Below are 26,436 nucleotides of genomic sequence, written 5' to 3' on the forward strand. Positions count from 1 at the left end.
GCCGACGCGGGGTCGCACCGCTTCTGCCTTCTGCCTTACCTTCACAATAAATTTCTCTTCGCGCACCAAATTTAGTATTACTTGTAAACCAAAAAGCCAGTTATTGCATCCATAAGTGGTTCTGGTTCATCAACCCTGATTAAATGACCACTATTTTCAAAGATTCTTAGATCGGCATTGGGAATAGCTGAAGCAATTTCTTCTGACAATTCTGGAGGACAAATCCAATCATGTTTTCCTGCTATGATTAAAGTGGGAGCTGTTATTTTATCTAGCTCATCAAGCACATTATAAGAACGTAAAAAACCACCAAACGCAACATTAATAGCATCGGGAGATAAAATAGTTCTGTTCCAACTTTTTCCTGATGTTTCTGGTTTATAAGTTAATGAATACATGGGCATCATTACTTGAAAATATTCTTGCAGTTGAGCTTCATTCTCAAATTTACCATCCCATAAAAATTGAGCGATCGCTTGTTGTTCTTTTGTTCCTTTTTTGGCTAAATTAACTTTTGCCAGTTCCAAAAATCTAGAACTTCCAGCAGTAGCAATAACAATTAAAGATTGAACATTTTCTGGATAACGCACTGCATAACTCAGAGCAACCATTCCTCCATAAGAAGTACCAATAATCACAATTTTTTCTAACCCTAAATATTGGCGCAATGCCTCCATATCTTCTACATTATTTTCGAGAGTATAAGTTTCTTTTGGTCCCCTCGCCGATCGCCCTTGTCCCCGGTGGTCAAAATATACTAATTGTAATTTTTGACTCAAAGGAGAAAAGGTAGGTTTATAGGAAGTATGGTCTGCACCAGGTCCACCATGAATTACAAAAGCAACAGGTTTTTCTCGCATCCGCTCCCCATCTGGCACTAGGGCAGCACCTTCAACATCAAAATAGATTTCTGTATCTCTGATTTTAGCTAGCATTTCGTTTAAAAAAATAGAGTTTAAAATGAGATTTTTTCTGATGATATTATTCACCAGCATACAAAAATAATAACTTGCTTGAAGAAGGAGTCAGGAGTCAGTCCTCAGGAGTCAGGAGAATGGGGTCGATGGGGATTCTCACCCCACCACCAACATCTGCACCGTGCAGACGCTGGGGTATTAAACCCATAAGGGATAAAGATAATACCAATTTGAGCGGGAGGGAACAGAATATCCTGATTATATCAAATCCCTTTAATTCGGTATAAAAAAATCTTCCATCTTCAACAATTACCAAATATTTCTCGATCTCCCCATCTCCCTGCCATAAGAATCTAATTACCGAAAAATTGTGGGTATGCGCCTCCCCTTTTAAGGGGATAATAAAAAAAAATTTTCATGAATTTGTCAATCCTCTTCTTTTCAAGGAGAGGTAATTATTCATTATTCATTATTAATTGTTGAAACCGATGCTACAGGATTTGATATAAATTGCATAACCCCTCAACTTCAAGAAATATATTGAATTGTATAACCAAAACTGGTTACTTTCTGACTCGTCCATTAATTTAATGTTTCTCTCTGGAGGTCAAAAACATGAAATTTTCTGTAGTCATCTTTAAAAGTGCTTTTTGGACAATTTCTCTATCTCTAGCATTAATGCTATATTCTTTGCCAAGTTTGGCTTTAACTGTCCAGGATGTACCAAACCCCCGACAAAACTACGGTGGTTGGGTGACAGATATGGCTGAAATACTCAGCACTGACACAGAAGCTAAACTCAACAAAATGATTTCAGACCTGGAAGCAAGCAATGGTTCAGAAATTGCAGTTGTCACTGTCTCAGAAACTCAACCTGCTGCAACTCCAAAAAAGTTTGCTACTGAGTTATTTAATTATTGGGGAATAGGTAAAAAAGATCGAGACAATGGGGTGTTGTTTTTGGTTTCTCAGGGCGATCGTCGTGTGGAAATTGAAACTGGGAAAGGAGTACAGGAAATTTTGCCAGATGCTAAAGTTAGCAACTTGCTCGATACTAACATTATCCCAAAATTTAAGTTAGGATTATTTGAAAGTGGTGTAGTTGTAGGTACAACAGCATTAGTAACATCACTAAAAACTGTGAAATATAGTCTAAAAAGTGGGAAATATAGTCTAGCTGAAACTTCAGTTTCTCAAAATGACACACTTATTATGGGCATCATAATTACTATTTTACTGGTATTGGTGTTTCTGACAATTCTTCTAACAATTATGATTTACATTAATACCAGAAAGACGTCGAGAAGCAGTTATACTCCTCGTAGTTATAGTAGTTACAGTAGCTATAGTGGAGGCAGTAGAAACAATGGTAGTGATAAGCACACTCAAAGAAGTAGTCATCGCTCCAGAGATACGAATGATAGTGATCATGATAGTAGTAGTGATGATGCTAGCTTTGGTGGAGGTAGTAGCGATGGTGGAGGGTCAGGAAGTAATTGGTCTGAAACCACTAGCAGCATTAGTTCTGAAAACTTTGGTGGTGGCAGTAGTAGTGGTGGAGGAACTGGTAGTAGTAGTTCCAGTAATTATAGTGTGACTAGCAGCAGCAGTTCTGGAAACTATAGTAGTAGCAGTAGCAGTAGTAGCAGTTCCAGTGGTAGTTATGATAGTTATAGTAGTAGCAGTTCTGGAAGTGATAGTAGTGATAGTGGAGGTTCTTATGACTAATATGATCAGGACTTACGCAAAGAAAGTATATATGGAGTTTCGGTGCGTTACGCTATCGCTAACACACCCGACCAATAGCGTTTATGCGTAAGTCCTGATGATGTCCGGATAATTAGCGTTATAGTTGTGCTTTAGCATCCCAAGTCTAGCAGCGCTAAAGCGCAACTACGAGCAACTATTATGACGAATAATTAAGGTTTAAAGCCTCTGTTTTTAGTCAATCCTCTTCTTTTCAAGGAGAGGTAATATCAAATCCGTTTAATTCGGTATACAAAAATGTTCCATCTTCAACCATTACCAAATATTTCTCTCACTCCCCATCTCCCCATCTCCCCATCTCCCCATCTCCCCATCTCCCCATCTCCCCATCTCCCCATCTCCCCATCTAATTACACCGATGCTACCGGATTTGATATAATTGTTAATTAGGGCTTGCTGATTAAATATAAAAGCATTGACTGATATTGGTTTGAGGCGATTTATGTCTGAAAAAAGTATGAGCTTTTCACAAGCTATTGTTACAAAAGTGAGAATTTTCACCGAAGCAAAAGCTGAAAAATCACTCTGACTATTTTTTTTGCCACTGACTCTGTAATTCCCATTTATTCTACGCCCTAACTACTCCCTACTCCCTACCCCCTACCCCCTACCCCCTACCCCAGCAAAAATACTTTCCATACGCAAACCCTAATTATTAATAATTAATAATTAATTGTTTCTAGCTTCAGTAATAATTTTCATTGCATAGGAGTCAGCTACTAACTTGTTTGCCTCTTCAATTACTTTAATATCTGGTGTAACAGTTTATTTTGGCACAGACTCATCAAAATTAATTAGAGTTTTAATGCGTTGATAAGATTGAAATGCCAGAAGTCAGAAGTTAGAAGTTAACCCACCCCTAACTCCTCCCAACCCACCCCTAACCCCTCCCAGGAGGGGAGGGGAAGTAGGGGATTTGAGCCCCGCTCCAAAAATATTTCGCCTTAAAAGGCGGGGTGGCGCGACCCATGTTATTTTGATAAAGAAATAATCAGGACTTACGCAGTACTGCTATATATGGTGCATAATTTGGTCATAATTCAAGATATCACCACTATAATTAGTGTCGTTGCGTAAGTCCTGATAATATTTCCTTACATTCAATTCCGTAACAGTTAAAACCCGAGGTAATTATCCATTATCCATTATAAATTAATGAACGTCACCTTAGTTTGCTCCCAGTCTTTGGCTTAATGCTAGAGAAGGTGGCACCAAGTGGCATTATCGCTGAAACAACTGATATATATAGCTTTAATGCGCTTATTGCCTAAGTTAACACAGTACCGATTCTAGCTTGTGTCAGAACTTTTTCATCAAACTGGGACAGAATTTAGGAGTTTTGGACTCAGAAATTAGGTCAAATCAGGGAAAGTTCCGACTCTAAAAACTATATAGAACTTTTCGGTCGAGCATGGCACTTCATGGTAGCTTCTCTACCATTGCGCCTTAGAGTGAATTATCAATTGCGATCGCTTCATTCAAAGTTTAGCTAGAGTAACAAAAATGTCATCTCCCCCGATTTTTTTTTCAACTCTCTAACGCAACCCATTCATAAAATTCAATCATTTCTGACGAACAGTTGCAGCAACTAGCACATTTTTCTCCTTCCATCAGACGAATTCTTCCTTTACGAATTAGTCGTTTGAGTAAAGGACGCATAGCATTAGTATCCATCTGAAAATGCAAAGCTAACTCAGCTAAGGATATCTTGCCACATTTTTCTAAATGACCTTGAATATCAGTTAAAATCATAATAGAGAATAGAGAATAGGGAATATTCAGCAATTAACAATGAACAATTAATAATTAATAATTATTAATTATTTGGTAATTGATAATTTATGGATAAAAATTGATTTGATTTGGGATTTTAGGAGAGGTCTATTAGGAATCCACAACCAATTGATTCTGTTTCCTGTCTTCTGACTCCTGACTCCTGACTCCTGTCTCCTGACTCCTTCTTTAACTAATTTGTTGCTGACTTTTTAACCGAACGGGTTGAGCTAATTTCATCATAACCAAGGTACAACCCGTAAATACCAATGAACCTACAATCCAAATCAAGGAAAAGGCTGGATGTTGTCCAAAGGTACAAACTTGATAGAAGACAGTAGCTACAATGTAGGCTAATCCTGTTGTCCATAAGGCCACAAACAGCATCCATCCCATATTAGTTTCTCGATAAACAGCAGCCGTTGCTGAAACGCAGGGGAAGTAGAGCAGCACAAATAACAAATAAGAAAATGCTCCTACTTTGCCATCAAACCGCTTCACCATTGCCCCAAATGTTCCTAACTGTACTTCCTGTTCCTCAGCCGCCGTTTCTACATCTTGAGTCTCTCCAATATTTAACCCCAGGGGATCGAGTAGTTGATTCGGTAAATCGGCTAAATTAGCAGGAATGCTAGCAAATGCTTCTCCAATACCTCCCCAAAAGCTAAAACCTTCTGACTCAGTTTCTGCATCGAGATTATCTTCTTTCGCTAATTGTCCGTAAATCGAATCTAGGGTTCCCACCATAGCTTCTTTTGCAAAGACTCCAGTGAAAATTCCCACCGTTGCTGGCCAGTTTTCCTCTGTAACTCCCATGGGAGCAAAAATAGGGGTGACAGCTCGACTGGTACTACTGAGAAGAGATTTTTCGCTGTCTTGGTTCCCAAAAGATCCGTCCATACCAATAGAGTTTAACAATCCCAAAACTATCACCATCAAGACAATAACTTTGCCAGCTTTCCACAAAAATGCTTTTAAGCGTTCCCAGGTTCGGATTAACACCCCTTTCATTCGGGGTAGATGGTAGGGCGGTAATTCCATGACGAAATGACTTACTTCTCCTTTGAGAAGGGTATTTTTCATCACAAGTCCTGTAAAAACTGCTGCCAAAATGCCCAAAAGATAAAGTCCAAACACAATATTTTGTCCGCCTATAGGGAAAAAAGCTGCAGCAAACAGAGCATATACGGGAAGTCTCGCTCCACAGGACATAAAAGGATTCATCATAATAGTCATTAGGCGATCGCGGGAATTTTCTAAAGTCCGTGTAGCCATAATTGCTGGAACATTACAGCCAAATCCCACTAACATCGGTACAAAGGATTTTCCTGGCAATCCCACTAACCGCATTAACCTATCCATCACAAAAGCAGCTCGCGCCATATATCCTGAATCTTCCAGAATTGATAAAAACAGGAACATAAACCCAATTACGGGGATAAAAGTGGCAACAGTTTGAATCCCTCCCCCAACTCCATCAGCTAAGAGAGCAATTAACCACCCTGGTATACCCATTCCTTCCAGAAGATTAGCTAAACCATCAACAAAAATCGTGCCCGCAGCAATATCAAAGAAATCAATAAAGGTAGCACTGACGTTGATAGTAAACAGAAACATGATATACATGACTAAAAAGAAAATGGGAACCCCTAGCCAACGATCGAGGACAATACGGTCTAAGCGATCGGAAATTGTACTACTGGCTTCACCAATGCGTTCGGTAGCTCCTTCTGTTAATTGGCGAATAAAACCATAACGACTGTCGGCAATGATGATATCAATATCTTCCCCCAATACCTGATGGATTTGGCGACGATTTTTAACCACAATTTTTACCAAGTCTTTACCTCCTAATTCTGGGGCAACTTGGTCTTCATATTGCAGTAAATTTAAAGCGGTCCAGCGAGGTTCAACAATGCGTTTGCTACTGTTTTCAATGATGTAGGGAACCAATTCTGCTAAGGCATCTTCAATCACTGCTGGATAAGCAACATAGCTCGGCGAACGATTGATATTTTTCACCAGTTCACCTACTGTATTCAATAAGGGTTTGATTCCTTCTTCTCTAGCAGCATTCATGGGGATAACTGGACACCCTAACCGTTCTCGTAAGAGATCGGCATTGATGAAAATACCTCGGTCTTGGGCTACATCCATCATATTGAGGACAACAATCATTGGTAGCCTCATCTCCATGATTTGCGTTGTTAAATAGAGATTACGCTCCAAATTTGAGCCATCAATGATATTAATGATTAAATCGGCTTCCCCAGCAAGCAGGTAATCCCGCGCCACCAGTTCATCCATCCCGGTTCCCTCTTCTTCTACGTCGAGAGAGTAAACTCCAGGTAAGTCTACTAGGGTAATTTCTTTTCCTTGGTGTTGAAACTGACCTTCTTTGCGGTCTACAGTTACGCCAGGCCAATTACCTGTCCGTTGGTTGGCTCCTGTTAGGGCGTTAAAAAGGGTTGTTTTCCCACAATTGGGATTACCAATGAGGGCAATAATCGGTTTTAGCATTAGTTTTGAAGATTACAATTGAGAATTTGTTTTGACAGTAGTTTTCGTTTCGATAGATAACAGTAGGAGCGAATGGCGATTTGCCCTTACAGGGTTTTGGTTATGAGTGAAGTTCTCTCTCGTTATAATCTCTGATTTAACGAGAGCTTCTAAAACAGAGATAATTGAATCCAAATCTCAGAAGTTTCTTGTCTCACAGGCTGACTAACGTCTTACGCCTCCACAAGCAGACAAGATGATACCCACCTCGTTTAATGCTTTATTTAATATGTTGATTGCTGCATTCTCGTCCCTATCTAAAACTGTTCCACATTGAGGACAAGAATGAGTTCTCACTGATAAAGTTTTAGGTACTTTGTGACCACAATTACTACAATGCATGTGATGTATTGTGAGGATGTAGGGGCGAATAGCCATTCGCCCCTACCTACATGAACACCTTAAATAATTAATAATTAATAATTAATAATTAATAATTAATAATTAAAGAATCATATCAAATCCGGTAGCATCGGTGTTATCTAATCTTTAAAGATAAGAGTCTATATTGTAGGGGCGAATTGCCATTTACCCTTACCGATTGTATGACGATCAACAGAATTATACTACTCCGAAGCAAACGTATTTGATATCATTCATTATTCATTATTCATTATTCATTGTTAATTATTTACCTACATCATAAATTGATTTTGAGAGTTTAGTGTTTTTAGCTAAACCTCTAATGTTTAGGTCTTCTACAGCAATTAAATCATACTCTTTAACTAATTTATGAAATGAAAATTTTCTCTTTGTCTAGCAATACGTTGATGCAATCTAGCTATTTTATTTTGTGCCCCCTCCAGTTATTAGAACCAATTTCTTTTCTGTCTACTTTCCGTTGTTTTCTAGCTAAATTAGATTGAGATTTTCTATAGAAGTTGGGAACAGAAACAGTTTCTTCAGTATTGGTAGTTAAAAACTCTTTCAAACCTACATCAATGCCTACAACTGTTGGACAATAGTTACAGCAGTTTGCGTGCGTTATTGTTGTACATCTGCGGAGCAAGTGCGGGAACTATATTGCTGCTTTCATACAACAAAGCCTATCAAACCTTATTTTTGACTTTTAATTTTTAACTTGCCCATAGCACTATACTTGCGGAATCCCAAAATTTAGCTACCCATCTAAACAGCCTCGACTATTAAAGCATCTGACTCTTCTTTGCGTAAGCTCAGATGAAAATCTCTGACTAAAATCTCTATTGGGTCTCCCAAAGGTGCTATCCGAATCACCTCAAATTTGACGCCAGGGGTCATCCCCATCGACAACAGTTTTTTCTTATAGCCTCGTTTTACTTGGTTGTAACCCACAACTCGGCCTTCAGTTCCCTCTGACATTTCTCGCAACAATATTGTCTTTGTTTGATTTTTCATGTTTTCTCCTTGAGTTGAAGACTGGTCACTCACTAAAATTTTGTTAGCCATTCCTGAACCCACACCGATCCGGTTATCTTCTATGGCGACTAGAACCGAACCACTAGGTTGAGCGCTGACAATTTGCAATTGAACCCCTGGAGTTAATCCCATTCCTAAGAGGCGATTAATTCCTCCTTTTCCCTGAAAACCAACTAACCAAACCTTTTGTCCAACTGTTGTTTGTGATAGGGGATAGGGGTTATTATCCTTAACTGTTGCCCTAACTTCATCCGTATCAATTTGACGATTACTCAACTCATTAAAAAAGTCAATTCTCCTATCTATGCGATGACTAGAGATAGAGAGAAGGTTTTCATTTGTGTGATTCACTTTCCAATCCATATCAAGCTTCTTAAAATACTAAGGTTTTACAATCACTTGAATTTGATTTATTTTTTAATCATTTTTTTTAGTTAAAATTTAATTAAAAAATTTCTCATTTAGATGCCACATTCCGCAGGTTTTGTCTAGATAAAGGGGTTTTAAAAAGTTAACACACTATTGGCAGTGTATTACTATTTGCATTTACTCTATCAGTAGCGCTCAAAGGCAAAATACAAACCCTACCAATAGTGGTGCGGAATGTCGGGTTGAAAAATTGCTAAAACTTTAGATATAGCAATCATTCGTTTATGGTATTTTTTATGATTTGATAGCTACAAGCTTGAAAGAGCAAAGATTTTCACGATTTTAACACTCTATAAACTGATAAGTCTACCAGTAATTAATTAGAGGTAATTGCGGTAATTAATTTAACCTGCAACTTCAATTAATTAAAAAAATATAAGAAAATATTTAGTAATTAATTGATTTTTTTTTTCATTAATGCTTACCATACTATCAAAATTAATTGAAAATTTCCCCTGATTAAATTAAAAAATGATTAAGAAATGGGTCTGAGAATATGAACCCATCCTATTAATAGGAGTTATACAAAACATAAGTGGTAGTGGTGCATAGTAACGGTAGAGAGTGTGTGTGGGAAGTGTGGGGAGTGTGGGGAGTGTGGGGGGCAAAAATTTTGTCTACAGTTCTCAAAAAAATGTACTTTTCAATACACTTTTCTCCTAAAAAAGTCACTCCAAGACTTCAACATAACTTATATATAATGTCTACGTTTCATGTTAAGAAAGATGTTGATAAAGCATAGGGGGATAATAAATAAAAATTTTTATGATTAGTCAATCCTATCCGCTTTCAAAGAGAGTTCAAGAATTTAGAATTCAGAATTTAGAATTTAGAATTACTTCTCCTTGAAAAGAAGAGAATTGGGTTAAAAGGAATTTTTTCTTCTCTTGGTCGATTGGATCTGGTTAGGAAACCCATCCATCCCACCCTTCGGGAAGCTGCGAAGATCGACCGCTTTTTTTCCTTAAAAGGGGAGGCTTTATACCTGAATTTTTCGGTAATTATTAATTATTAATTATTCATTATTAATTGTCAAATAAACTCCTATGAATCAAAAAAACTTTTCTCTATCTCAATACCTCCAACTTGCTAAATATTATCCAGAAGCATTTGCTGCAGGAACTTGTGCTTTACTGATTTTTTTGAGTTGGTTTTGTTTAGAAATTAATTGGGTTGGTTTAGCACTATTAATTTTAGCAACAGCTTATTTAATTGGTGGTTATGAAAGTGCTAAAGAAGGTATAACAACTCTCTGGTCAGAAAAAGAATTAGATGTTGATTTATTGATGATTGTTGCTGCTTTGGGAGCTGCTGCTTTAGGTTTATGGCAACAAGAATATCACTTAATAATTGATGGAGCAGTGCTGATTTTAATTTTTGCTATTAGTGGTGCTCTAGAAACTTTTGCTATGGAGCGAACTGAACGTAATATTCAAAAATTAATGGCTATTACTCCTGATACTGCCAGATTAATAGTTGATAATCAAGAAACAGAAATTCCAGTTAATCAATTAAAAATGGGAGATTTTATTTTAGTTAAACCTGGAGAACTTATCCCGACTGATAGTATTATTATTGAAGGCAGTAGTACTATTAATCAAGCTCCAATTACAGGAGAATCTATACCCGTTGATAAGACTGTAGGAGATGAAGTTTTTGCAGGTACATTAAATGGTAATGGTGTTTTAAGACTACAAGTAAATAAATCTCCAGAAAGTAGTTTAATTCAGCGTGTAATTCGTTTAGTTGAACAAGCAAAAACTGAAACTCCACCCTCTCAAAGATTTGTGGAAAAATTTGAGAAAATTTATGCCAAAGTTATAGTTATTTCAGGTCTATTACTCGGAATTTTACCGCCATTTTTATTAAATTGGAGTTGGGAAACAACAATCTATCGAGCCTTAATCTTTTTAGTAGTTGCTTCTCCTTGTGCTTTAATGGCAGCAATTATGCCCACTTTATTATCTGGCATTGCTAATGGAGCTAGACAAGGAATTTTATTTAAAAATGGTGCTCAATTAGAAATGATGGGAGAAATCAAAGCGATCGCCTTTGACAAAACAGGAACTCTGACTACTGGTAAACTACAAGTTGTTGATATTATCCCTAGAAAAGGTAAGTCAGAAAATGAAGTTTTACAGTTAGCTGCTGCCCTAGAATCTTGTTCTGAACATCCTATTGGAAAAGCTATTACTCAAACAGCAATTACAAAAAATATTCAGTGGCAAGTAGCAACTAATGTCACAGCAAAAACTGGCGAAGGAATTACAGGTATTGTTAATAGTGAAATTATTACAGTAGGCAAAGAAAATTTAATTAAGTCAGAAGTAAATAATTTTAGTTCCTACTTTTTAGAGGAAAGTAACCGCCTCCAAAAGCAGGGAAAAACAGTGATTTTTGTTGCACAATCACAAGAAATTATTGGCTTAATATCTGTTGCTGATACTGTCCGTTTAGAAGCTAGTCAAATGATAAATAAACTCAAGTCTATGAATATCAAATCTATAGCTATGCTGACAGGAGATAATCAACAAACTGCTGATAGTGTTGCTCAAAATCTTGGTATAAATCAAGTCTATTATGAATTATTACCAGAAGATAAATTAATGGTAATTAAACAGTTGCAACAACAAAATAGAAATGTAGCAATGGTAGGAGATGGTATTAATGATGCTCCCGCTTTATCCCTAGCTACAGTTGGTATTGCTATGGGTAATGCAGGTAGTGATGTTGCTTTAGAATCGGCAGATATTGTGTTAATGGCAGACCGCTTAGAAAAATTAGTAGAAGCTATAAATTTAGGTCGTCGCGCTAACCGTATTATTAAACAAAATATTACTTTTGCTATTGGGTTTATTTTCCTATTATTAGTGGCTAACTTTACTGGAAATATAAATATGCCTTTTGGGGTACTTGGTCATGAAGGATCTACAGTTTTAGTAACATTAAGTGGTTTACGTTTACTAAAATAATAATCATTATGACTATAAAGCTTAACTATATTAATAAATATTTGTAAGCCAACTTCCAGATCCTCCAAACAGTTGAGTTAGGAGGTCTCTACATTTTGTTACCGAATAATTAATAATTAATAATTAAATAATTCTGGTTTAAAGTCGACCCTTTTAAGGGAAAAAAGCGGTCGATCTTCGGAGCTTCCCCGTTGGGTGGGATGGCGAGGAGACCTCGCTATATCCAATTGTAGCTGTGTAGACTTCTGCCATTAAGCCATTGCATGATGAGCTGTCGTTGCGACTGGGTTTTGGTCATACCCTTGAAGAGTGGTTTGAGGAATGGGAAACAGGTGATCCGTCGTTCACTCTTGCAGGGATAAATGACACCGGACAACAAACCACATCTCAATTGTCAACTCGACAATACTACAAACAAAGGACAAGAAGTGGAAGTATGCCGTTTGGGCGACAGTCTATAGAACCCATTTGGTATCTTTATAAATATCAAGTTTTTTTAGCTAGGAGTCAGGAGACAGGAGACAGGAGACAGGAGGTAAGAGGGAAAAAGGAACAGGGAAGATGTGGGGAGAGATAATACAAAAAATTCAACACTCCTTCTTCAGATTTTTTCTCAAAATTAATGCGCGAAAAGACTTGACTACCATAATTATATAGATCTCAAATGGGTTCTATAGCGACTCCTGATGCGGGCACAGGAACTGCTACAACAGCAATAGGTGATAGAATTATAAAGATTGTTTGAAAGCTATACTGGCGATCGCTACTCCAAATTAAAAACTTTATTGGCCATCAAGAAAATATTTTAATTTGTAAAGCAATTGAGCTATTTATAGCGATCGCCTAACTCATTGGTGGCCAACATTTCCTAGCTAGAGTTTGTTCCGAACTTTCTAGGGAATTACTCTAGAAAATACTTCCGATAAAAATGTTTGATGCCACCCATGAAATTTTGAATGATGGTCGTGTTCATAAATACACAGTGACTCAAAATAGGCAACCAATACCATATAGTGAGGTTTTAAACTTATGGCAGTATGAGTCAAACTTTCGCTCTTTCTTCATTTCACTTTTATCTGAGTCTCCCTTTTCTGCCTATCGATGGGAAACACCATCCATTACAAAAGATACCTCAAAGCGTCAATTTGAATTTGTGTTGTTGAACTCTCCAGGGTTAGCACGCAACCCAGACAAAAGGACATTTAGTGATTATTTCACAACCGACGATCTTAACAATGGAATTGTTGTATTTGAAAATTTAGGCAAAGATGCAATACTTGTAGCTCCATCTCCCAGGGATTCAAATCCCTCCTGGGGAGGAACTGCGTTTTCAGCTTATTCCCATCTAGCAGCCTTCATTCGCGGTGCGCCAGATGGTCAAAAACAGGCATTGTGGCGAATTGTGGGACAAACTGTGCAACAAAAGATTTCAGACCACCCGCTTTGGGTCAGTACAGCAGGTGGCGGAGTGGCTTGGCTTCATGTTAGATTAGATTCTCGACCAAAATATTACGGATACAAAATATACAGTTTATCAGATCGAGTCTAGATTTGATAGTTGCTGAATGTTAGAACAACAAAAATAGGAATCATATCATGTCCGGTTGAATACTTATAAATAACCATGAAGGAGTCAGGAATACCTCCTCAGGAGTCAGGAGGGAAGAAGAAAGTTTTTTATCACGCTATTAAACGGACATGATATCATAGAAAAATAATAGCTCTTCCTATTGCCAATTTGAGACTTAAGATGCTATTGTTAATATCAGTATGAGGGCGCGTAGCTCAGTGGATAGAGCACCAGATTCCGGTTCTGGGTGTCGGGGGTTCGAATCCCTCCGTGCTCGTTTTGAAGTATACATAGTATTTGAGCTATTTTATCTCAACGTTGGTTGAAGACCCGCGCTCTCCCGAAGGGGAGCTAGGGCATGTTTGCGGAGCATTCCGCAGGAAAAACCAATCAATTTTGCGGTTTTTTCAATAGTGTGTTAGACTTAAAATATGGCTGCTGGGCTAGCAGTGTCAGTCTATGGAGCGACTGTAAGACCGAAAAGAGGCTCGACCTTGGAGGCTGGTGCATTGTTAGCGCAGCTCCTCTGCAAGAGGCAGCAGAAAGGCCTAAGAACGCGATGGTTAGGAATCCCGCGCTGTCTCGTAGAGCAGCGTTGGGAGGATGTCAAGGTATGGCTATATTCAACTCAAAAGCTTTTTTAGTAAGCCTTTTAGGTTTTATTATTTTCCGATAAAATATTGCTCAACAATTAAACTATTTGGTCTAGCTCTGACATTTTTTACTTAATTTTCACCCAGACCCAGAAATTAAAGAAATCAAATGAAAATGCACTGAGTTTACATGAGCATTTTTTATAGATATATAGTTTTTTGATAATAAAAAATTTTTTCTTGTTTTGAAAAGAGGGCCGAATATTACCTAGAGGTAGAAATATTTTTGTTTATCAGCGGTTTTCATTTGGGTAGACCACAGTGGGGGCGATTCGCGTTTGCGGAGCATTCCGTAGGAAATCGTCCCTACAAAGTTTTGTTTGTGAAGATGTGGTTCATCAAGAGCGAAAAGCGCTGTATTTTATATCATGTGCCCCCTTCATATAGAATCCGGTTATATAGTATATGTTCATTATTCAATCTCCCCATCTCCCCATCTCCCCATCTCCCCCAACAATACAATTAAGTATTCAACTGGATTTGATATTACTCGTTATATAGAATCCGGTTATATAGTATATGTTCATTATTCAATCTCCCAATCTCCCCATCTCCCCCAACAATACAATTACAGCAGTTTTCTAGTTTATGAGGTACAAAGTTTTATTGCTCTAGGGAACAGGGAACAGGGAACAGGGAACAGGGAATATGAGAATAGCTCTACAAGTGTACCTCACTATCCTCAAAAGTGCTGTAAGTATTTAACCGGATTTGATATTACTCATTACTCATTACTCATTACTCATTACTCATTAATCCTCAGTAATACGATAACTAATTACCCGGATTCTATATCAGGGGAGCTACGCTTACGGTATAATAGTTATAATAGGGCTTCGTAGTTTTGCTCTATCCCTAATACATAAGTATTTTCAACAATGAATAATGAATAATGAATAATTACCTCTCCTTGAAAAGAAGAGGATTGACAAATTCATGAAAATTTTCTTTATTATCCCCTTAAAAGGGGAGGCGCATACCCACAATTTTTCGGTAAGAGCTAAAGCACAACTACAAACAAAAACTTTATTATAAGTATAGCAATGTGCGCTGGCATATTTACAAATTACAAGAGGTGTTCAATAGCTAAAAGCCTTATATTATCGGTTTTTTATTCCCCCTTCCGGAGCTGTTGCTTTCCGGAGCTGTTGCTTTCCGGAGCTGCGCACAGCGCTATAATTATCCTAAAATTATATTATGGCGGTTTTCAGAAAGATAGAACACACTCCTAAGAATAAAAACCCTTGTAGGGATTTCCATAGAACTCCCTACTGTGGTATACTAAGGGTGAAAACTGCTATAAGATTACTATATCCTTATTCTATTGGTGCTGTTTCAGCTTCCGGTGGCATCACTTCAATAGGTATACCTTCCTCCTCTTGCCCATCCTGAGTTGGTAATGTTTCTCCAATGGATGTGTTTTCTGCTTCTGCTGACTTTGCTGTACTACAGTTAGAACTATCAAAATTAAATTCATACTGATAAAGTTTTGAGCGATCGCTACTGGAAAAAGATTGATTATTGACTGCACCTATAGCTGCTTCATCCAACACTGAATGACCACTTTCTAGCAATAACTTTGGTCCATTAGTAATACTGCCATCTGGACTAACTAATACCCCCACAGTAGCTTTACCTTCTAACTTTTGCTCGCAAGCTGCTTCTGGATAAGCATCAGCAATAGTTGTAGGTTCAGTCAAATTATCTTCTTCTAATTCCAATTCTATTGCCCACTGCAAATAAGTACCCACAGCACCTAAAGCAATATCTCTTGATTCTGATTCTTCATTGACAGCAGCATATTCTTGCTTTTGTTGCTGTAGTTTTGCTAACAGTGAACCTTTAAATTCTGCTTGCTGCTGTATTGATGGGGATGGTTCAGGTTGCTGCTGTACTGGTAGGGATGGTTCAACATTTGTTATTACTGGTGTTGGTGGTTTTGTTTCTTCGACAGTAGCAGCAGCCACATTTTCTTCAGGTGTTGGAGATGATTGAGGGACGGGAGTAGTTGCAGTAACTGTTTGTTGCTTTTGTTGTTCAAATTTTTCTAATAATGAACCTTTAAACTCTTTTGGTGTTTCTGGTGTGGGAGATGGTTTAGGAGTAGGAGCAACAGGAGGAGTTTCCTGAACCTCAACTTCTGGTTGAGACTTGTTAGTTTCAGTTGGTGCGGGAGTGACAACAGCTACTTTTTGTGGTTGTTTGATTTCCTCTGCTATATCCTGAATAGTTTTTCCTTCTCGTAACTGCCTAACTATTGGTGCTTCTGGCAGTCTGCCTTTTTTTGTAGGGTCTGGTGTTGGAGGAGTTGGAGGTATTTGAGGAGTTGCTGTTGCTATAGGTTTTTTCTCTGTTTGAGTTTGAGTATCGGTATCATTTTTATCTGGAGCAATAGCAATTTGATTTTCAACTTTATCTTGGTAACGTCGTGGAGGCAATTTTAAATTAGCTGAGTATGACTCTCCAGTTGAGTTTTCAACTATAGAAGTTTGCTCTTGAGGGTCGATCTCTAGAGTTGGACGACGTGATAAACCTGATTCATAGACTTTATCTGTCAAGTTCAAATTTTTTCTCAGTTGATATTCATCTATTTGATTTTGATTTGATTGTTGTTGTGGGTCAACTCGAAATATCTCTGCTGGTTGACTATTTGTACTAGGTAGTGGGGGTGGAGATATTGGTGTTGTTGGTAATGACGACCTACCTGGTATAATAGATGGATAATTGTAGGAAAATTCGCTTGGGGATGGATTTCTGGGCAACCTAGAGACGGAAGGAGTGGATCTTGAGCGGGTAGAAGAGGATGAGGTAGTAGAATCTTCTGGTGGTAATTCTGGTAAGTTGTAATCTGAAGGGTCTACAGGTATTGTTGGTAATTCTGAGGATGATGATTCGGGGACAACAGGTAGTTCACTGGGAGATGGTGGTGAAATAGGGGATAAGTTGGATGGTGTTGGTATGGTTGAGAATGTAATTTCTGGTTCTTCTGGTTGAGGGAGGAGTTCGAGTTGTTCTGGTGTTAATTCTATTAATCCTACTGTTGGTGGTAATTTGGCTTTCTCTGAGAATAGGGATAATTTTGGTAGGTTAATTCCTAATATGGCATGGATGCCCAAAGAGGTGAAGAGTGCTATCCATATTGGTTGACGGAGGGTGTCTATGATGGAAGGTTGTTCTATCGGTTGATTTAGGTCTAGGGAAGAAAAGTCAGACATATCAGGAAACTCCTATAACGATCGATAAAATAAATAATAGAGTTGCAATTTGCATTTTAACATTCTCAATATGGATAATAGAGAATGGGAGAAAGTTGCTATAGCAATTCCCAACAAGTGTGAGATAAAAAATTCATTTATTTATAACTGTTCAACCGGACATTATATAATACAAATATCAAAAATTTTGCTACATTTTCTTGGGTGAGGGGGAGCGTATGAGCAGGGGAGGAGGAGAGTCATCGGATGGGCGACGTACTATGGAGCAACCTTCAACCTTCAACAATGAATAATGAATAATGAATAATGAATAATTACCTCTTCTTTTCAAGGAGAGGATTGACAAATTCATGAAAATTTTTTTTCACAGGAGTCGATGGTCGGACAGCTCCGAGACCTCGCCATCCCATCCTAGGTCATGCTGCGCAAACGACCGCTTATTATCCCCTATCCAAGGGGAGGCGCATACCCACAATTTTTCGGTAATATAGAATCCGGTTATATAGTATATGTTCATTATTCAATCTCCCCATCTCCCCATCTCCCCATCTCCCCCAACAATACAATTAAGTATTCAACTGGATTTGATATTACTCGTTACTCGTTACTCGTTACTCGTTACTCGTTACTCGTTACTCGTTACTCCTTACTCCTCAGTAATACGATAACTAATTACCCGGATTCTATATAAGACCGGAAAATCGAGAAATATTTGGTAATGGTTGAAGATGGAACATTTTTGTATACCGAATTAAACGGATTTGATGTCAATTTATTGAAATATTGAAAAAGAATATAGAGACCTTCTATGGGAGGTCTCTACAGAGGTTACTGGAAAAAGTATTACAGCGCTTTTCGCTCTTGATGAACCACATCTTCACACATCAAACTTTGTAGGGACGTTCCATGGAACGTCCCTACTGTGGTCTACCCAAATGAAAACCGCTGTAATTTCTGAGGATATCTAATAGACATAGGCGTAAAAATCAAAAACAAAATCAATTCTTATCCATAAATCATCAATTATTCTTCCCTGTTCCCTGTTCCCTCTTTTAGAGGAGATATCTAATGTCTGACTATTACCAAAGAGCGATCGCTAATTTCTGATCGAGAAATCGTCTGCTTCTAACAATGGACTACCTGTTAAAGTTGCAAATTGAGCACCATTACCGAAACCACTTGCACTACCATTAGGATTATAGAATAAGTTACCATTGCTACTGTTGTAAACAATTACTCCATCTGAGGTTGCTGCCGCAGCATCACTATTAACTACATCAAACTCATCTGATATGCTGAAACCTGTTCCTGAGTCACTGTTGATAGCGGTGAAACTGTTGCGGTCTAGAAGAATTATGTCTCCTGGTGTTTGGGAAAAATCAGTAATTTCGTCTATACCAAAATCCTCTGGTTGAAATGCTTCATTACTATTAAAGATAAAGCGGTCAACACTGGCACCACCTGTGAGTACATCGTTTCCTGCTCCACCATTGAGGCGATCGCGACCAATACCTCCTAGTAGAGTATCGTCCCCTGTTCCTCCTAACAAAATATCGTTATTAGAGTTACCTACCATCAGGTCACCACCAGCTCCTCCAAGTAGTTGATCGCTACCACCAGCTCCACTTATCTCGTCATCACCATTACCACCACTAGCAGTGTCTTGACCGCCACCACCATTCACGGTATCATCACCATCGTCACCGTTGAGGCGGTCGTTACCAGCGCTTGCAGCAACGAAGTCATCACCATTACCAGCGTTAACTGTATCATCACCAGCGCCAGGATCGACGACATCATTTCCATTGCCAGATGCGATACCATCGTCTCCATCACCACCATCAAAGAATTCATCTATCTCTGCTTCTGGGTCATCGCTAGCTAAGAAGTCATTACTCTCACTGCCAGGAATTTCTAGCAAAATACCACTGCCACCGCTATCTGGATCGCCTATATCTAAGTTGCTAGTATTCAGGTTAGCAATAAACAGACCTGAATCTAAGACTTGGTCGCCAGTATCAGCAACGCCGAACTTAACGGTATTTTCTCCCTGTTGGACGGGGGCAAAAACAGTTAGTTTAGAGCTGACTCCATCATATTCGATGGGAAGAATATTATTGGCATTATCAATGAAGTTGCCTAATGAGAGATTATTGCTGATAACACTTAAAGGTTGAGTAAGATCGTTGTTGAACAATGCAACATTGTTTCCATTAACAAAGACTCCTGCTACATCCACAAAGGAGGTGTCGGAAAACTCAGGAAACTCATCAGACCCAAAAATTAAATCAAAGGTTATAGACCTGACGGTGGGGTCTTCGATTACAAATTCAAACTCTAGTATGTTTGCATCCAGGACTTGGCCAGCTCCAGAAAAAGCACTGCTGGCCACAGCTTGAAGGTCTGGATCGGAGTTCCCCAATTGTTCAACACTATAACCAATTTCAGTATTTTGGTCGGGTGGGGAGCCATCGCCAGAAGTCAGCAAGATGCCTGGATCGATTCCTAAAGGCAGAGTACCATCATAAAATGAGGATTGACCAATGCCATTTGGGGAGGTGCCACCAACGCTAGGGGAGAGTGTAACAACCGCACCTTCAAAATTTATAGAATCAGGTATGACTGTCAAGCTAGCTCCTGGGTCTACAATTGCATCTACTAGGTCTTGGACTGTGTCTACTGTTGGATCGAATTCTACGAATGCCATAATATTTTCTAACTCCTAAAAAAAAATTAACAACTAAATTTGCACAAATTAATGTTGAGTTAAATTTTCGGTAGTCCTGCATTGTAATGGTATGGACAGTGGGAGGATCTTGTTCCCGTTCTAAGTGTTGTTTGTCTCTACCTGCTATTCTGTCTACAGAACCACCAAATTGTCTATTCTAGGGGATCGAATTTTGTACATTTGGTACAATTAACAATTATCCCCAGCTCTCACCACAGCAAAGTCTAAAGCTCACAGGTATGCCGAACAAAAGGCAGCAAGTTTAAATTGCCCAGAGTTTTATAAATAAGAATTTTTTACTCTTGATTATTTATTAGCAGATCCCATAAAATTGACTTTGCTATGGCCTATTGTTTTCACAGATAATATATTTCTTAGCTAAACCGAGGTTATGCAAAAAAGAAATTTTTTAATTACAGCGGTTTTCATTTGGGTAGACCACAGTAAGGACGTTCCATGGAACGTCCCTACAGGATTTTGCTTGTGAAGATGTGGTTCATCAAGAGCGAAAAGCGCTGTAAAGAAGTCAAGGGTATTAACCCAAACTCAACTATTACAGTATATTTGCTTATTTATGTGGTACAACTGACGGGGTAAATATTTTGGCGTTGAGTCGTGGTAATGATTTTGAGATTAACTTTGGACGCAAAACATAAGTTTTTCAATTTTACCTTCAGCTAATAGACATATCCAAGAATAAAAAATCAAATCAATTATCCCAATAGATACATCAATTATTTCCCCTCCTGGGAGGGGGAGGGACGTTGGGGTGGGTTCTCTACTGCCTACTGCCTACTGTCTACTCCCTATGGGTGGAGGAGATGTCTAATTATCATGACATTTACAGCGTTGACATCTCCAGGGGTTGAAACACCCTGGATTCTGTGGTTAGTCCACCCCCATTTGGGACGGGGCGAATAAATGTGCGGAAGTAAATTCCGCACGCAGCCCCTCATAAATCCACATTTGCTTAAAGCCTGAAGGGCAGACTTCTATACTACTCGGCATAGACCGAAATCTAGCTGTGAGCTTACTTTCAGAGTGGTTTTACTCAAGTTGGAGCAATAAATCGCTGCTTTAGCTGCATTGCTTGCTTTTCCTGCGGAATGCTGCGCAAACAGCCGTCGTAGGAAGCATCGTCCCCGTCTCCTGTCCGCCGGAATCTCACCGCAAAGCGCGATCTTGTCATGGCGACAAACCTTGTTCTTAGTTGATATTTCTAGTATAGCAGAATTTGACTCCGGGTTAAAACCCGCGTGTCGTTATTCAACCAGGGGATAAATCTTCCGGGAACTTTCCTCCCGACGTTTTTCAGGTTTTCATTTGGGTAGACCACAGTAGGGACGTTCCATGGAACGTCCCTACAAAGTTTGATGTGTGAAGATGTGGTTCATCAAGAGCGAAAAGCGCTGTAAGCAACGCCAAATATTTTGGTAGTGGTGTACAAGTAGTGATTTTTGTAGTTTTGTTTCTGACAGTGAAAGGGATTTACTTATAAATATCACTACATCTACAGGACTACCAATATTTTTTGCTTGTTCGAGATCCGGCCAACCCATATTCCCTACTCCCTACTCCCTACTCCCTAAAATCATCAATATATGTGCTTCTTCTAAAAAGTAGGAAACTGCTGTATATCCATTCCTTAGGCAAAAAAAAATTTTTATGGTACATGAACTGTAGTGTATATTGCAAAATAGTCTACAGGTAAAGTCCTTGGCTAAACCATTTATATCATTACTCTGGAGTAATAATAATATTAATGATATATTTTGAGAAAATCTCAGGATTGTTATATATTTATGTATGAATATATGCAAAAAATGTTTGATTATCTGACAGATGAAAGAATTTTATACCTGGAAAAAATACCGCTGTGCTTACGAATTTTATCCTCATAAAGAAGGAGACTGTTCTACTATACCTTTACTATTACTGCATCCTATTGGAGTAGGTTTATCTAAAAATTTCTGGCATAGATTTTGTTGTTTATGGCAGGAGCAAAGTTTACTAAATCCTATCTATAGTCCAGATTTATTAGGGTGTGGTGAAAGTGATATGCCATCTGTGGCTTACTATCCTATGGACTGGGCTGAACAATTACAATATTTTTTAGAGAAGGTTGTACAAAGACCAGTAATTTTAGTTGTACAAGGTGCTTTGTTTCCTGTGGCTGTATCTCTGGTAAAACTACAGCAAGAATCAAGTTTAATTAATGGTTTAATATTATCGGGTCCGCCTCAGTTGGAATTGATGACAAAGGCTGATTCACCGATTAACCAAAAGTTGAGATGGAATCTTTTTTATTCACCTATTGGTAAAGTTTTTTATCGCTATGCACGCAGTCGAAAATTTTTAGATTCTTTTTCAAAAAAGCAATTATTTGCTCATGAAGAGCGAGTAGATGAAGAATGGTTAGATACTTTAGAAAAAGGGGCAAAAAATCCCAAAAGTCAATATGCTGTTTTTTCTTTTTTAGCAGGGTTTTGGAGACAGGATTTTAGTCAAGATATTGCTCAAATTAATCAACCTACTTTAGTATTAGTAGGAAAGCAAGCATCAACTATTAGTAAAACTGAGCAAATTGAAGGGCCAGAGCAAAGAATTAATAGTTATTTAAAGTTGTTGCCTCAAGGAGAGGGTTGTCAAATATCAGGGCGAAATGTTTTACCTTATGAATCAACAGAAGAGTTTATTAAAGCTGTTAGTAATTTTTTACAAAAAATTAGTTAATCGTTTGATAATTTATTGAAGAAAGCAGAAGGCAGAAGGCAGAAGGAAAAATTGTTTATGAATAGTCTTCGACAAGCCACTTTGTGTCTACAAAACTCAAACAATTTTAAGCACCCTCGTTGACCAAGAAATCAGGTATCAAGTCCCCCCTTTCAAGGGGATGAAAAAGCGGTCGATCTTCGGAGCTTCCCCGTTGGGTGGGATGGATGGGTTTGCTAACCATATCCAATCGACCAAGAGAAAATCAACTTCAATATTTCAAGCCTCTGACTTTAGGCAGAGGTACTGATAACTGATAACTGATAACTGATAACTGAAATGACAGTGGGGTATTAAACCCGCATTCATAAAAGATAAAATTAATCGCAAAATTTATCGAATGTAGAATAGGTATAAATCAAATGGATAAAGTCGCTAATAGTATTGAAAAGAAGGATAAAAAAACTACTATTTTAATTGTGGATGATAATCCAATCGATTTGAAATTGGCAATTACTGTTCTGGAGAGCTATAACTTTAAAGTCTTAGTATCTGTAGATGGTGAAAATTGTTTAAAACAAGCAATAGAAAGTAGCCCAGATATTATTTTGTTAGATGTTTTAATGCCTATAATTGACGGTTTTGAAATTTGTAAACGCTTAAAAGCAATCCCAGAAACTAGAGATATTCCTGTGATATTTATGACTGCTTTATCAGATATAGAAGATAAAATTACAGGATTTGAATTAGGAGCTGTAGATTATGTTACTAAGCCAATCATAATAGATGAGGTTTTAGCAAGAGTAAAAGTACATATACAGCTGCGACAATTAACTGAAAAATTAAAGAATAAAAATGTACTGCTGCTAGAAGAAATTACACAAAGAAAAGCAGCAGAAGCAAAGCTTAAAGAAACATTGCGACAGTTAAAAACAGCTCAAAAACAGATTATTGCTAAAGAAAAACTTGCGTACTTAGGTACTTTAACTTCAGGCATTGCTCACGAACTGTGTAATCCTCTTAATTTTATTCAAAATTTTGCTCAACTTTCTACAGATTTAGTTGAGGAACTCATGGAAGAATTAGCTTTAGAAAGTAATAAAATGGAACCAGAAAAATTTGAAGAATTTCAAGAAATTATTAATGATATAAAACAAAATTCAGATAGTATTTATCAACACGGTAAAAGAGCAGAAAAAATTATTAAAGGTATGATAAGACATACACAAATTGACCACAATAGCTTACAACTTAGCGATATTCATAATATGCTAAATGAGTCATTGCACTTGAGTTGTCAGAAGCTGTGGGAAAAAGAGAATGTTCCGATGACAATTCAGATTAATTACGATGAGTCAATTAATAAAATTAAGTTGTCATTTTCTGATATATTTCAAGCTTTTATGAACATAATTGATAATTCTTGCTATGCTCTCAAAACTAAGTTAGAACAACAGGAAACTGCTAATCAAGATTTTAATCCTACCCTATCTGTACAAACCTATAATTTAGGAGAAAAAGTAGCAATCCATATCAATGACAATGGTATAGGAATAAGCTCAAAAGTTAAAGATAAAATTTTCGACCCTTTTTTCACTACTAAATCTCCTGGAGAAGGAGTAGGTTTGGGTTTATCTCTCGTTCATCAAATTATTGTTGAACAACATCATGGCAGTATTAAAGTGGAAACTAAAGCGGGAAAATATGCTGAATTTATTATTGAAATTCCCATGACTGATTCTAGAAATTTTCTACCAGAGCAAGACTAAATTTAAGTATGTCTGAAAATTCATTTGAAAAAGATAGTTTAGGTTGGCAATTCCACAAGTTACAACAAAAATTTGGCGAATGGTGGGAAGTTCAAACTTCTCAAACAGCAGCTAAATTACCAGGGGTAGATTTGCCTTATTGGTGGGATAATCCCATAATATTAATGATTGCTAAAGCAATGGCGTGGCTACTTTTTGCTTTTCTGTTGAGCTGGGTAGCTATACAAATAATTAGACTGTTAAATCCTTATATTTATAGTCTTCGTAATAAAATCAACTTAACAACAAAAATTAGAACAGAATCTCAACTAGAATTATCAGTAACAGCTTGGTTAAATCAATCACAAAAATACCAAGAAATAGGCAATTATCGAGAAGCTTGTCGTTGTTTATATATGGCAATGTTACAAGGATTACATGACCGGGGTATTATTTGTGATCAACCTAGTCGCACTGATGGAGAATATTTAGAATTAATTCAGCAGTTATCTCAGCCTAAACCATATCAAAAATTATTCATTACTCATCAGCAATTATTATTTGGTAACTTAGAAGTTTCTGCTGCTGTATTTGCAGAATGCCAGCAAGCTTATCAACAAATCACAGATGAAAAAAACTAAAAAATTTTGGATATTTGGAGCGCTCGCTCTAATATCAATTATGATAATTACTGTTTTTTTTGCTCCAGTAAATAATCAATTAAATAGCGGTTCTACTTATAGTCGTGCCCCAGATGGATATGGTGCATGGTACAATTTTATGTTAGAAAAAGGCGCGGATATTCAACGCTGGGAAAAACCATTTATAGATTTAGAAAATACTCAAGATATCAACTCATCAGTCACTCTATTACAGGTTAATAGTCAACTAGAAAATCGAGTAATTAATGCTCGGATAAAAAATTGGGTAAAATCTGGGAATATTTTGGTAATTTTAGGCATTAAAAAACAGGTAACAAAGGCAGAATTTACTACTATCCATGATACGGAAGTAGGAAAAGTTGAAATAGAAACAAGTCGCAGGACAATAAAAATTGAGCAAAAAGAAGAAGAGAATTTATTAGGCGATCGCTACGGTGCTATAGTTTGGCAAAAACAGTTTGGCAAAGGAAGAATTATCTTAGCTACTACTCAATATTTAGCTGCTAATGCTTATCAAGATATACCTGGAAATTATGAATTTTTAGCTCAACTTGTTACTCAAGGTCAACAACGAATTTTAGTAGATGAATATATTCATGGTTATAAAGACCAAGAAGTAATTAAGGAAGAGTTGGGAGAAAGTTTAGTAAATTATTTGATTGAAACTCCCTTATTTCCAATTTTTATTCAGGGTTTAATTATTTTAGTTATCCTAATTTTTGCTCAAAATCGTCGTTTTGCTAAACCGATAAAATTATCAGCACCAATAGTTGATAATAGTCAAGCTTATATTCAAGCTTTAGCAGGGGTATTACAAAAAGCAGAAAGTCGGGAATTTATTTTAGAAACTACAGGGAAAGAGCAAAAAATTAAACTGCAAAAGAAATTAGGATTAGGACAGAATATAGTTGAAGATAAATCTTTGATAGATGCTTGGATACAACAAACTGGAGAGTCATCAATAGAATTAGAAAAAGTCCTAAAAATTCAATCTCAAAAGCGAAAAATTACCGAATCAGAGTTATTAAATTGGTTAGATAAGTGGGAGAAAATATTTCAAGTTGAAAATAAAGCAAAAAGGGATGTTTGACCGTAAAATTTTGGTCTCAAAATTTGATTGATATAGTAAATGCCTTGATATTTAGGACTTATGAAATAACTGTTTGCGTAGCACTCCGCAGCAGAAACAACGCAAGAGCAATAATAAAACTTCTTCTTTCTTCCTTCTGCGATAAGATGACTTTTGGCAAATGGTACAAAATCAGATAAAAACGGAAGATAAACCATAAAACTTCTTCCCTCTTCCCTCTTCCTTCTTCCTTCTTCCTTCTGC

Annotated in this window: 22 protein-coding genes and 1 tRNA gene; 10 read left to right on the top strand and 13 right to left on the bottom strand. The window is 37.4% G+C overall.

What is annotated here, in order from left to right:
* Positions 1-77 precede the first annotated feature (77 nt).
* Both F6K23_RS15575 and F6K23_RS15580 read right to left on the bottom strand, forming a co-directional pair.
* Positions 78-935 (bottom strand): alpha/beta fold hydrolase, encoded by an 858-nt coding sequence (locus tag F6K23_RS15575; RefSeq protein ID WP_293156976.1) that lies wholly within the window; start codon positions 933-935, stop codon positions 78-80.
* Positions 936-1,032: 97 nt separating this feature from the next.
* Positions 1,033-1,233 carry a hypothetical protein gene (locus tag F6K23_RS15580; RefSeq protein WP_293156978.1) on the bottom strand — a complete coding sequence of 67 codons (201 nt, stop codon included), beginning with the start codon at positions 1,231-1,233 and terminating at the stop codon, positions 1,033-1,035.
* Between the two features lie 299 nt (positions 1,234-1,532).
* Here F6K23_RS15580 and F6K23_RS15585 point away from each other — a divergent pair, with 299 nt between their 5' ends.
* The gene (locus tag F6K23_RS15585; RefSeq protein WP_293157021.1) at positions 1,533-2,645 is read left to right on the top strand and encodes a YgcG family protein; all 1,113 of its coding nucleotides are present in this window, start codon (positions 1,533-1,535) and stop codon (positions 2,643-2,645) included.
* Between the two features lie 294 nt (positions 2,646-2,939).
* Here the strand turns inward: F6K23_RS15585 and F6K23_RS15590 are convergent, their stop codons facing one another.
* The 6 genes from F6K23_RS15590 to F6K23_RS15615 form a co-directional block, all read right to left on the bottom strand.
* Complete coding sequence (locus F6K23_RS15590) at positions 2,940-3,185, bottom strand: hypothetical protein (RefSeq protein WP_293157024.1); 246 nt, start codon at positions 3,183-3,185, stop codon at positions 2,940-2,942.
* Positions 3,186-4,211: 1,026 nt separating this feature from the next.
* A complete protein-coding gene (locus tag F6K23_RS15595; RefSeq protein ID WP_293157026.1) occupies positions 4,212-4,436 on the bottom strand; it encodes a FeoC-like transcriptional regulator in 225 nt (74 codons plus the stop codon).
* Between the two features lie 210 nt (positions 4,437-4,646).
* A complete protein-coding gene (gene feoB, locus F6K23_RS15600; protein ID WP_293157029.1) occupies positions 4,647-6,977 on the bottom strand; it encodes a Fe(2+) transporter permease subunit FeoB in 2,331 nt (776 codons plus the stop codon).
* A gap of 204 nt (positions 6,978-7,181) precedes the next feature.
* Positions 7,182-7,394, bottom strand: a complete 213-nt coding sequence (locus tag F6K23_RS15605; protein ID WP_375340769.1) for a zinc ribbon domain-containing protein — start codon at positions 7,392-7,394, stop codon at positions 7,182-7,184.
* Positions 7,395-7,797: 403 nt separating this feature from the next.
* The gene (locus F6K23_RS15610; protein WP_293157032.1) at positions 7,798-7,947 is read right to left on the bottom strand and encodes a hypothetical protein; all 150 of its coding nucleotides are present in this window, start codon (positions 7,945-7,947) and stop codon (positions 7,798-7,800) included.
* 197 nt (positions 7,948-8,144) lie between these two features.
* On the bottom strand, positions 8,145-8,777 hold the full coding sequence (locus F6K23_RS15615; RefSeq protein WP_293157035.1) for a FeoA family protein: 633 nt from the start codon (positions 8,775-8,777) through the stop codon (positions 8,145-8,147).
* A gap of 601 nt (positions 8,778-9,378) precedes the next feature.
* Between F6K23_RS15615 and F6K23_RS15620 the strand changes: the two genes are divergently transcribed.
* The 5 genes from F6K23_RS15620 (at position 9,379) to F6K23_RS15640 (ending at position 13,662) form a co-directional block, all read left to right on the top strand.
* Positions 9,379-9,585 carry a hypothetical protein gene (locus F6K23_RS15620; protein WP_293157038.1) on the top strand — a complete coding sequence of 69 codons (207 nt, stop codon included), beginning with the start codon at positions 9,379-9,381 and terminating at the stop codon, positions 9,583-9,585.
* 304 nt (positions 9,586-9,889) lie between these two features.
* Entirely contained in the window at positions 9,890-11,815 is a 1,926-nt protein-coding gene (locus F6K23_RS15625) for a heavy metal translocating P-type ATPase (RefSeq protein ID WP_293157041.1), read from the top strand.
* A gap of 277 nt (positions 11,816-12,092) precedes the next feature.
* On the top strand, positions 12,093-12,392 hold the full coding sequence (locus F6K23_RS15630; protein ID WP_293157044.1) for a hypothetical protein: 300 nt from the start codon (positions 12,093-12,095) through the stop codon (positions 12,390-12,392).
* A gap of 351 nt (positions 12,393-12,743) precedes the next feature.
* A complete protein-coding gene (locus F6K23_RS15635) occupies positions 12,744-13,364 on the top strand; it encodes a DUF6940 family protein (RefSeq protein ID WP_293157047.1) in 621 nt (206 codons plus the stop codon).
* A gap of 225 nt (positions 13,365-13,589) precedes the next feature.
* A tRNA-Arg gene (locus F6K23_RS15640) sits at positions 13,590-13,662 on the top strand.
* Positions 13,663-15,354: 1,692 nt separating this feature from the next.
* Here the strand turns inward: F6K23_RS15640 and F6K23_RS15645 are convergent.
* From F6K23_RS15645 to F6K23_RS15660, 4 genes are all read right to left on the bottom strand, one after another.
* Complete coding sequence (locus F6K23_RS15645; protein WP_293157050.1) at positions 15,355-17,253, bottom strand: TonB family protein; 1,899 nt, start codon at positions 17,251-17,253, stop codon at positions 15,355-15,357.
* Between the two features lie 440 nt (positions 17,254-17,693).
* Positions 17,694-17,819 (bottom strand): hypothetical protein, encoded by a 126-nt coding sequence (locus F6K23_RS15650; RefSeq protein ID WP_293157053.1) that lies wholly within the window; start codon positions 17,817-17,819, stop codon positions 17,694-17,696.
* Between the two features lie 530 nt (positions 17,820-18,349).
* On the bottom strand, positions 18,350-19,960 hold the full coding sequence (locus tag F6K23_RS15655) for a choice-of-anchor L domain-containing protein (protein ID WP_293157056.1): 1,611 nt from the start codon (positions 19,958-19,960) through the stop codon (positions 18,350-18,352).
* Between the two features lie 1,382 nt (positions 19,961-21,342).
* Entirely contained in the window at positions 21,343-21,540 is a 198-nt protein-coding gene (locus F6K23_RS15660; RefSeq protein WP_293157059.1) for a hypothetical protein, read from the bottom strand.
* Between the two features lie 283 nt (positions 21,541-21,823).
* Between F6K23_RS15660 and F6K23_RS15665 the strand changes: the two genes are divergently transcribed.
* The 4 genes from F6K23_RS15665 to F6K23_RS15680 all read left to right on the top strand — a co-directional run bounded on the left by F6K23_RS15665 (position 21,824) and on the right by F6K23_RS15680 (position 26,193).
* Positions 21,824-22,714, top strand: coding sequence for an alpha/beta fold hydrolase (locus F6K23_RS15665; RefSeq protein ID WP_293157062.1), 891 nt, complete (start codon positions 21,824-21,826; stop codon positions 22,712-22,714).
* Between the two features lie 401 nt (positions 22,715-23,115).
* Complete coding sequence (locus tag F6K23_RS15670; RefSeq protein ID WP_293157065.1) at positions 23,116-24,462, top strand: response regulator; 1,347 nt, start codon at positions 23,116-23,118, stop codon at positions 24,460-24,462.
* Positions 24,463-24,470: 8 nt separating this feature from the next.
* Positions 24,471-25,082 carry a DUF4129 domain-containing protein gene (locus F6K23_RS15675; protein ID WP_293157068.1) on the top strand — a complete coding sequence of 204 codons (612 nt, stop codon included), beginning with the start codon at positions 24,471-24,473 and terminating at the stop codon, positions 25,080-25,082.
* Entirely contained in the window at positions 25,069-26,193 is a 1,125-nt protein-coding gene (locus F6K23_RS15680) for a DUF4350 domain-containing protein (protein ID WP_293157071.1), read from the top strand. Before F6K23_RS15675 ends, F6K23_RS15680 begins: the two co-directional genes overlap by 14 nt.
* A 58-nt stretch (positions 26,194-26,251) precedes the next feature.
* Here F6K23_RS15680 and F6K23_RS15685 read toward each other — a convergent pair.
* A partial coding sequence (locus F6K23_RS15685; RefSeq protein ID WP_293157074.1) for a hypothetical protein occupies positions 26,252-26,436 on the bottom strand: 185 nt, incomplete at its 5' end.

The organism is Okeania sp. SIO2C9, assembly GCF_010672455.1.
Classification (GTDB): domain Bacteria; phylum Cyanobacteriota; class Cyanobacteriia; order Cyanobacteriales; family Microcoleaceae; genus Okeania.

What these genes read in the sequence shown, in the direction of transcription:
- F6K23_RS15575 (WP_293156976.1), bottom strand. Translation starts at nt 935, where the DNA reads ATGCTAGCTAAAATCAGAGATACAGAAATCTATTTTGATGTTGAAGGT.
- F6K23_RS15585 (WP_293157021.1), top strand. Translation starts at nt 1,533, where the DNA reads ATGAAATTTTCTGTAGTCATCTTTAAAAGTGCTTTTTGGACAATTTCT.
- F6K23_RS15595 (WP_293157026.1), bottom strand. Translation starts at nt 4,436, where the DNA reads ATGATTTTAACTGATATTCAAGGTCATTTAGAAAAATGTGGCAAGATA.
- feoB (WP_293157029.1), bottom strand. Translation starts at nt 6,977, where the DNA reads ATGCTAAAACCGATTATTGCCCTCATTGGTAATCCCAATTGTGGGAAA.
- F6K23_RS15605 (WP_375340769.1), bottom strand. Translation starts at nt 7,394, where the DNA reads ATGGCTATTCGCCCCTACATCCTCACAATACATCACATGCATTGTAGT.
- F6K23_RS15615 (WP_293157035.1), bottom strand. Translation starts at nt 8,777, where the DNA reads ATGGATTGGAAAGTGAATCACACAAATGAAAACCTTCTCTCTATCTCT.
- F6K23_RS15625 (WP_293157041.1), top strand. Translation starts at nt 9,890, where the DNA reads ATGAATCAAAAAAACTTTTCTCTATCTCAATACCTCCAACTTGCTAAA.
- F6K23_RS15635 (WP_293157047.1), top strand. Translation starts at nt 12,744, where the DNA reads ATGTTTGATGCCACCCATGAAATTTTGAATGATGGTCGTGTTCATAAA.
- F6K23_RS15645 (WP_293157050.1), bottom strand. Translation starts at nt 17,253, where the DNA reads ATGTCTGACTTTTCTTCCCTAGACCTAAATCAACCGATAGAACAACCT.
- F6K23_RS15655 (WP_293157056.1), bottom strand. Translation starts at nt 19,960, where the DNA reads ATGGCATTCGTAGAATTCGATCCAACAGTAGACACAGTCCAAGACCTA.
- F6K23_RS15660 (WP_293157059.1), bottom strand. Translation starts at nt 21,540, where the DNA reads ATGGGTTGGCCGGATCTCGAACAAGCAAAAAATATTGGTAGTCCTGTA.
- F6K23_RS15665 (WP_293157062.1), top strand. Translation starts at nt 21,824, where the DNA reads ATGAAAGAATTTTATACCTGGAAAAAATACCGCTGTGCTTACGAATTT.
- F6K23_RS15670 (WP_293157065.1), top strand. Translation starts at nt 23,116, where the DNA reads ATGGATAAAGTCGCTAATAGTATTGAAAAGAAGGATAAAAAAACTACT.
- F6K23_RS15675 (WP_293157068.1), top strand. Translation starts at nt 24,471, where the DNA reads ATGTCTGAAAATTCATTTGAAAAAGATAGTTTAGGTTGGCAATTCCAC.
- F6K23_RS15680 (WP_293157071.1), top strand. Translation starts at nt 25,069, where the DNA reads ATGAAAAAAACTAAAAAATTTTGGATATTTGGAGCGCTCGCTCTAATA.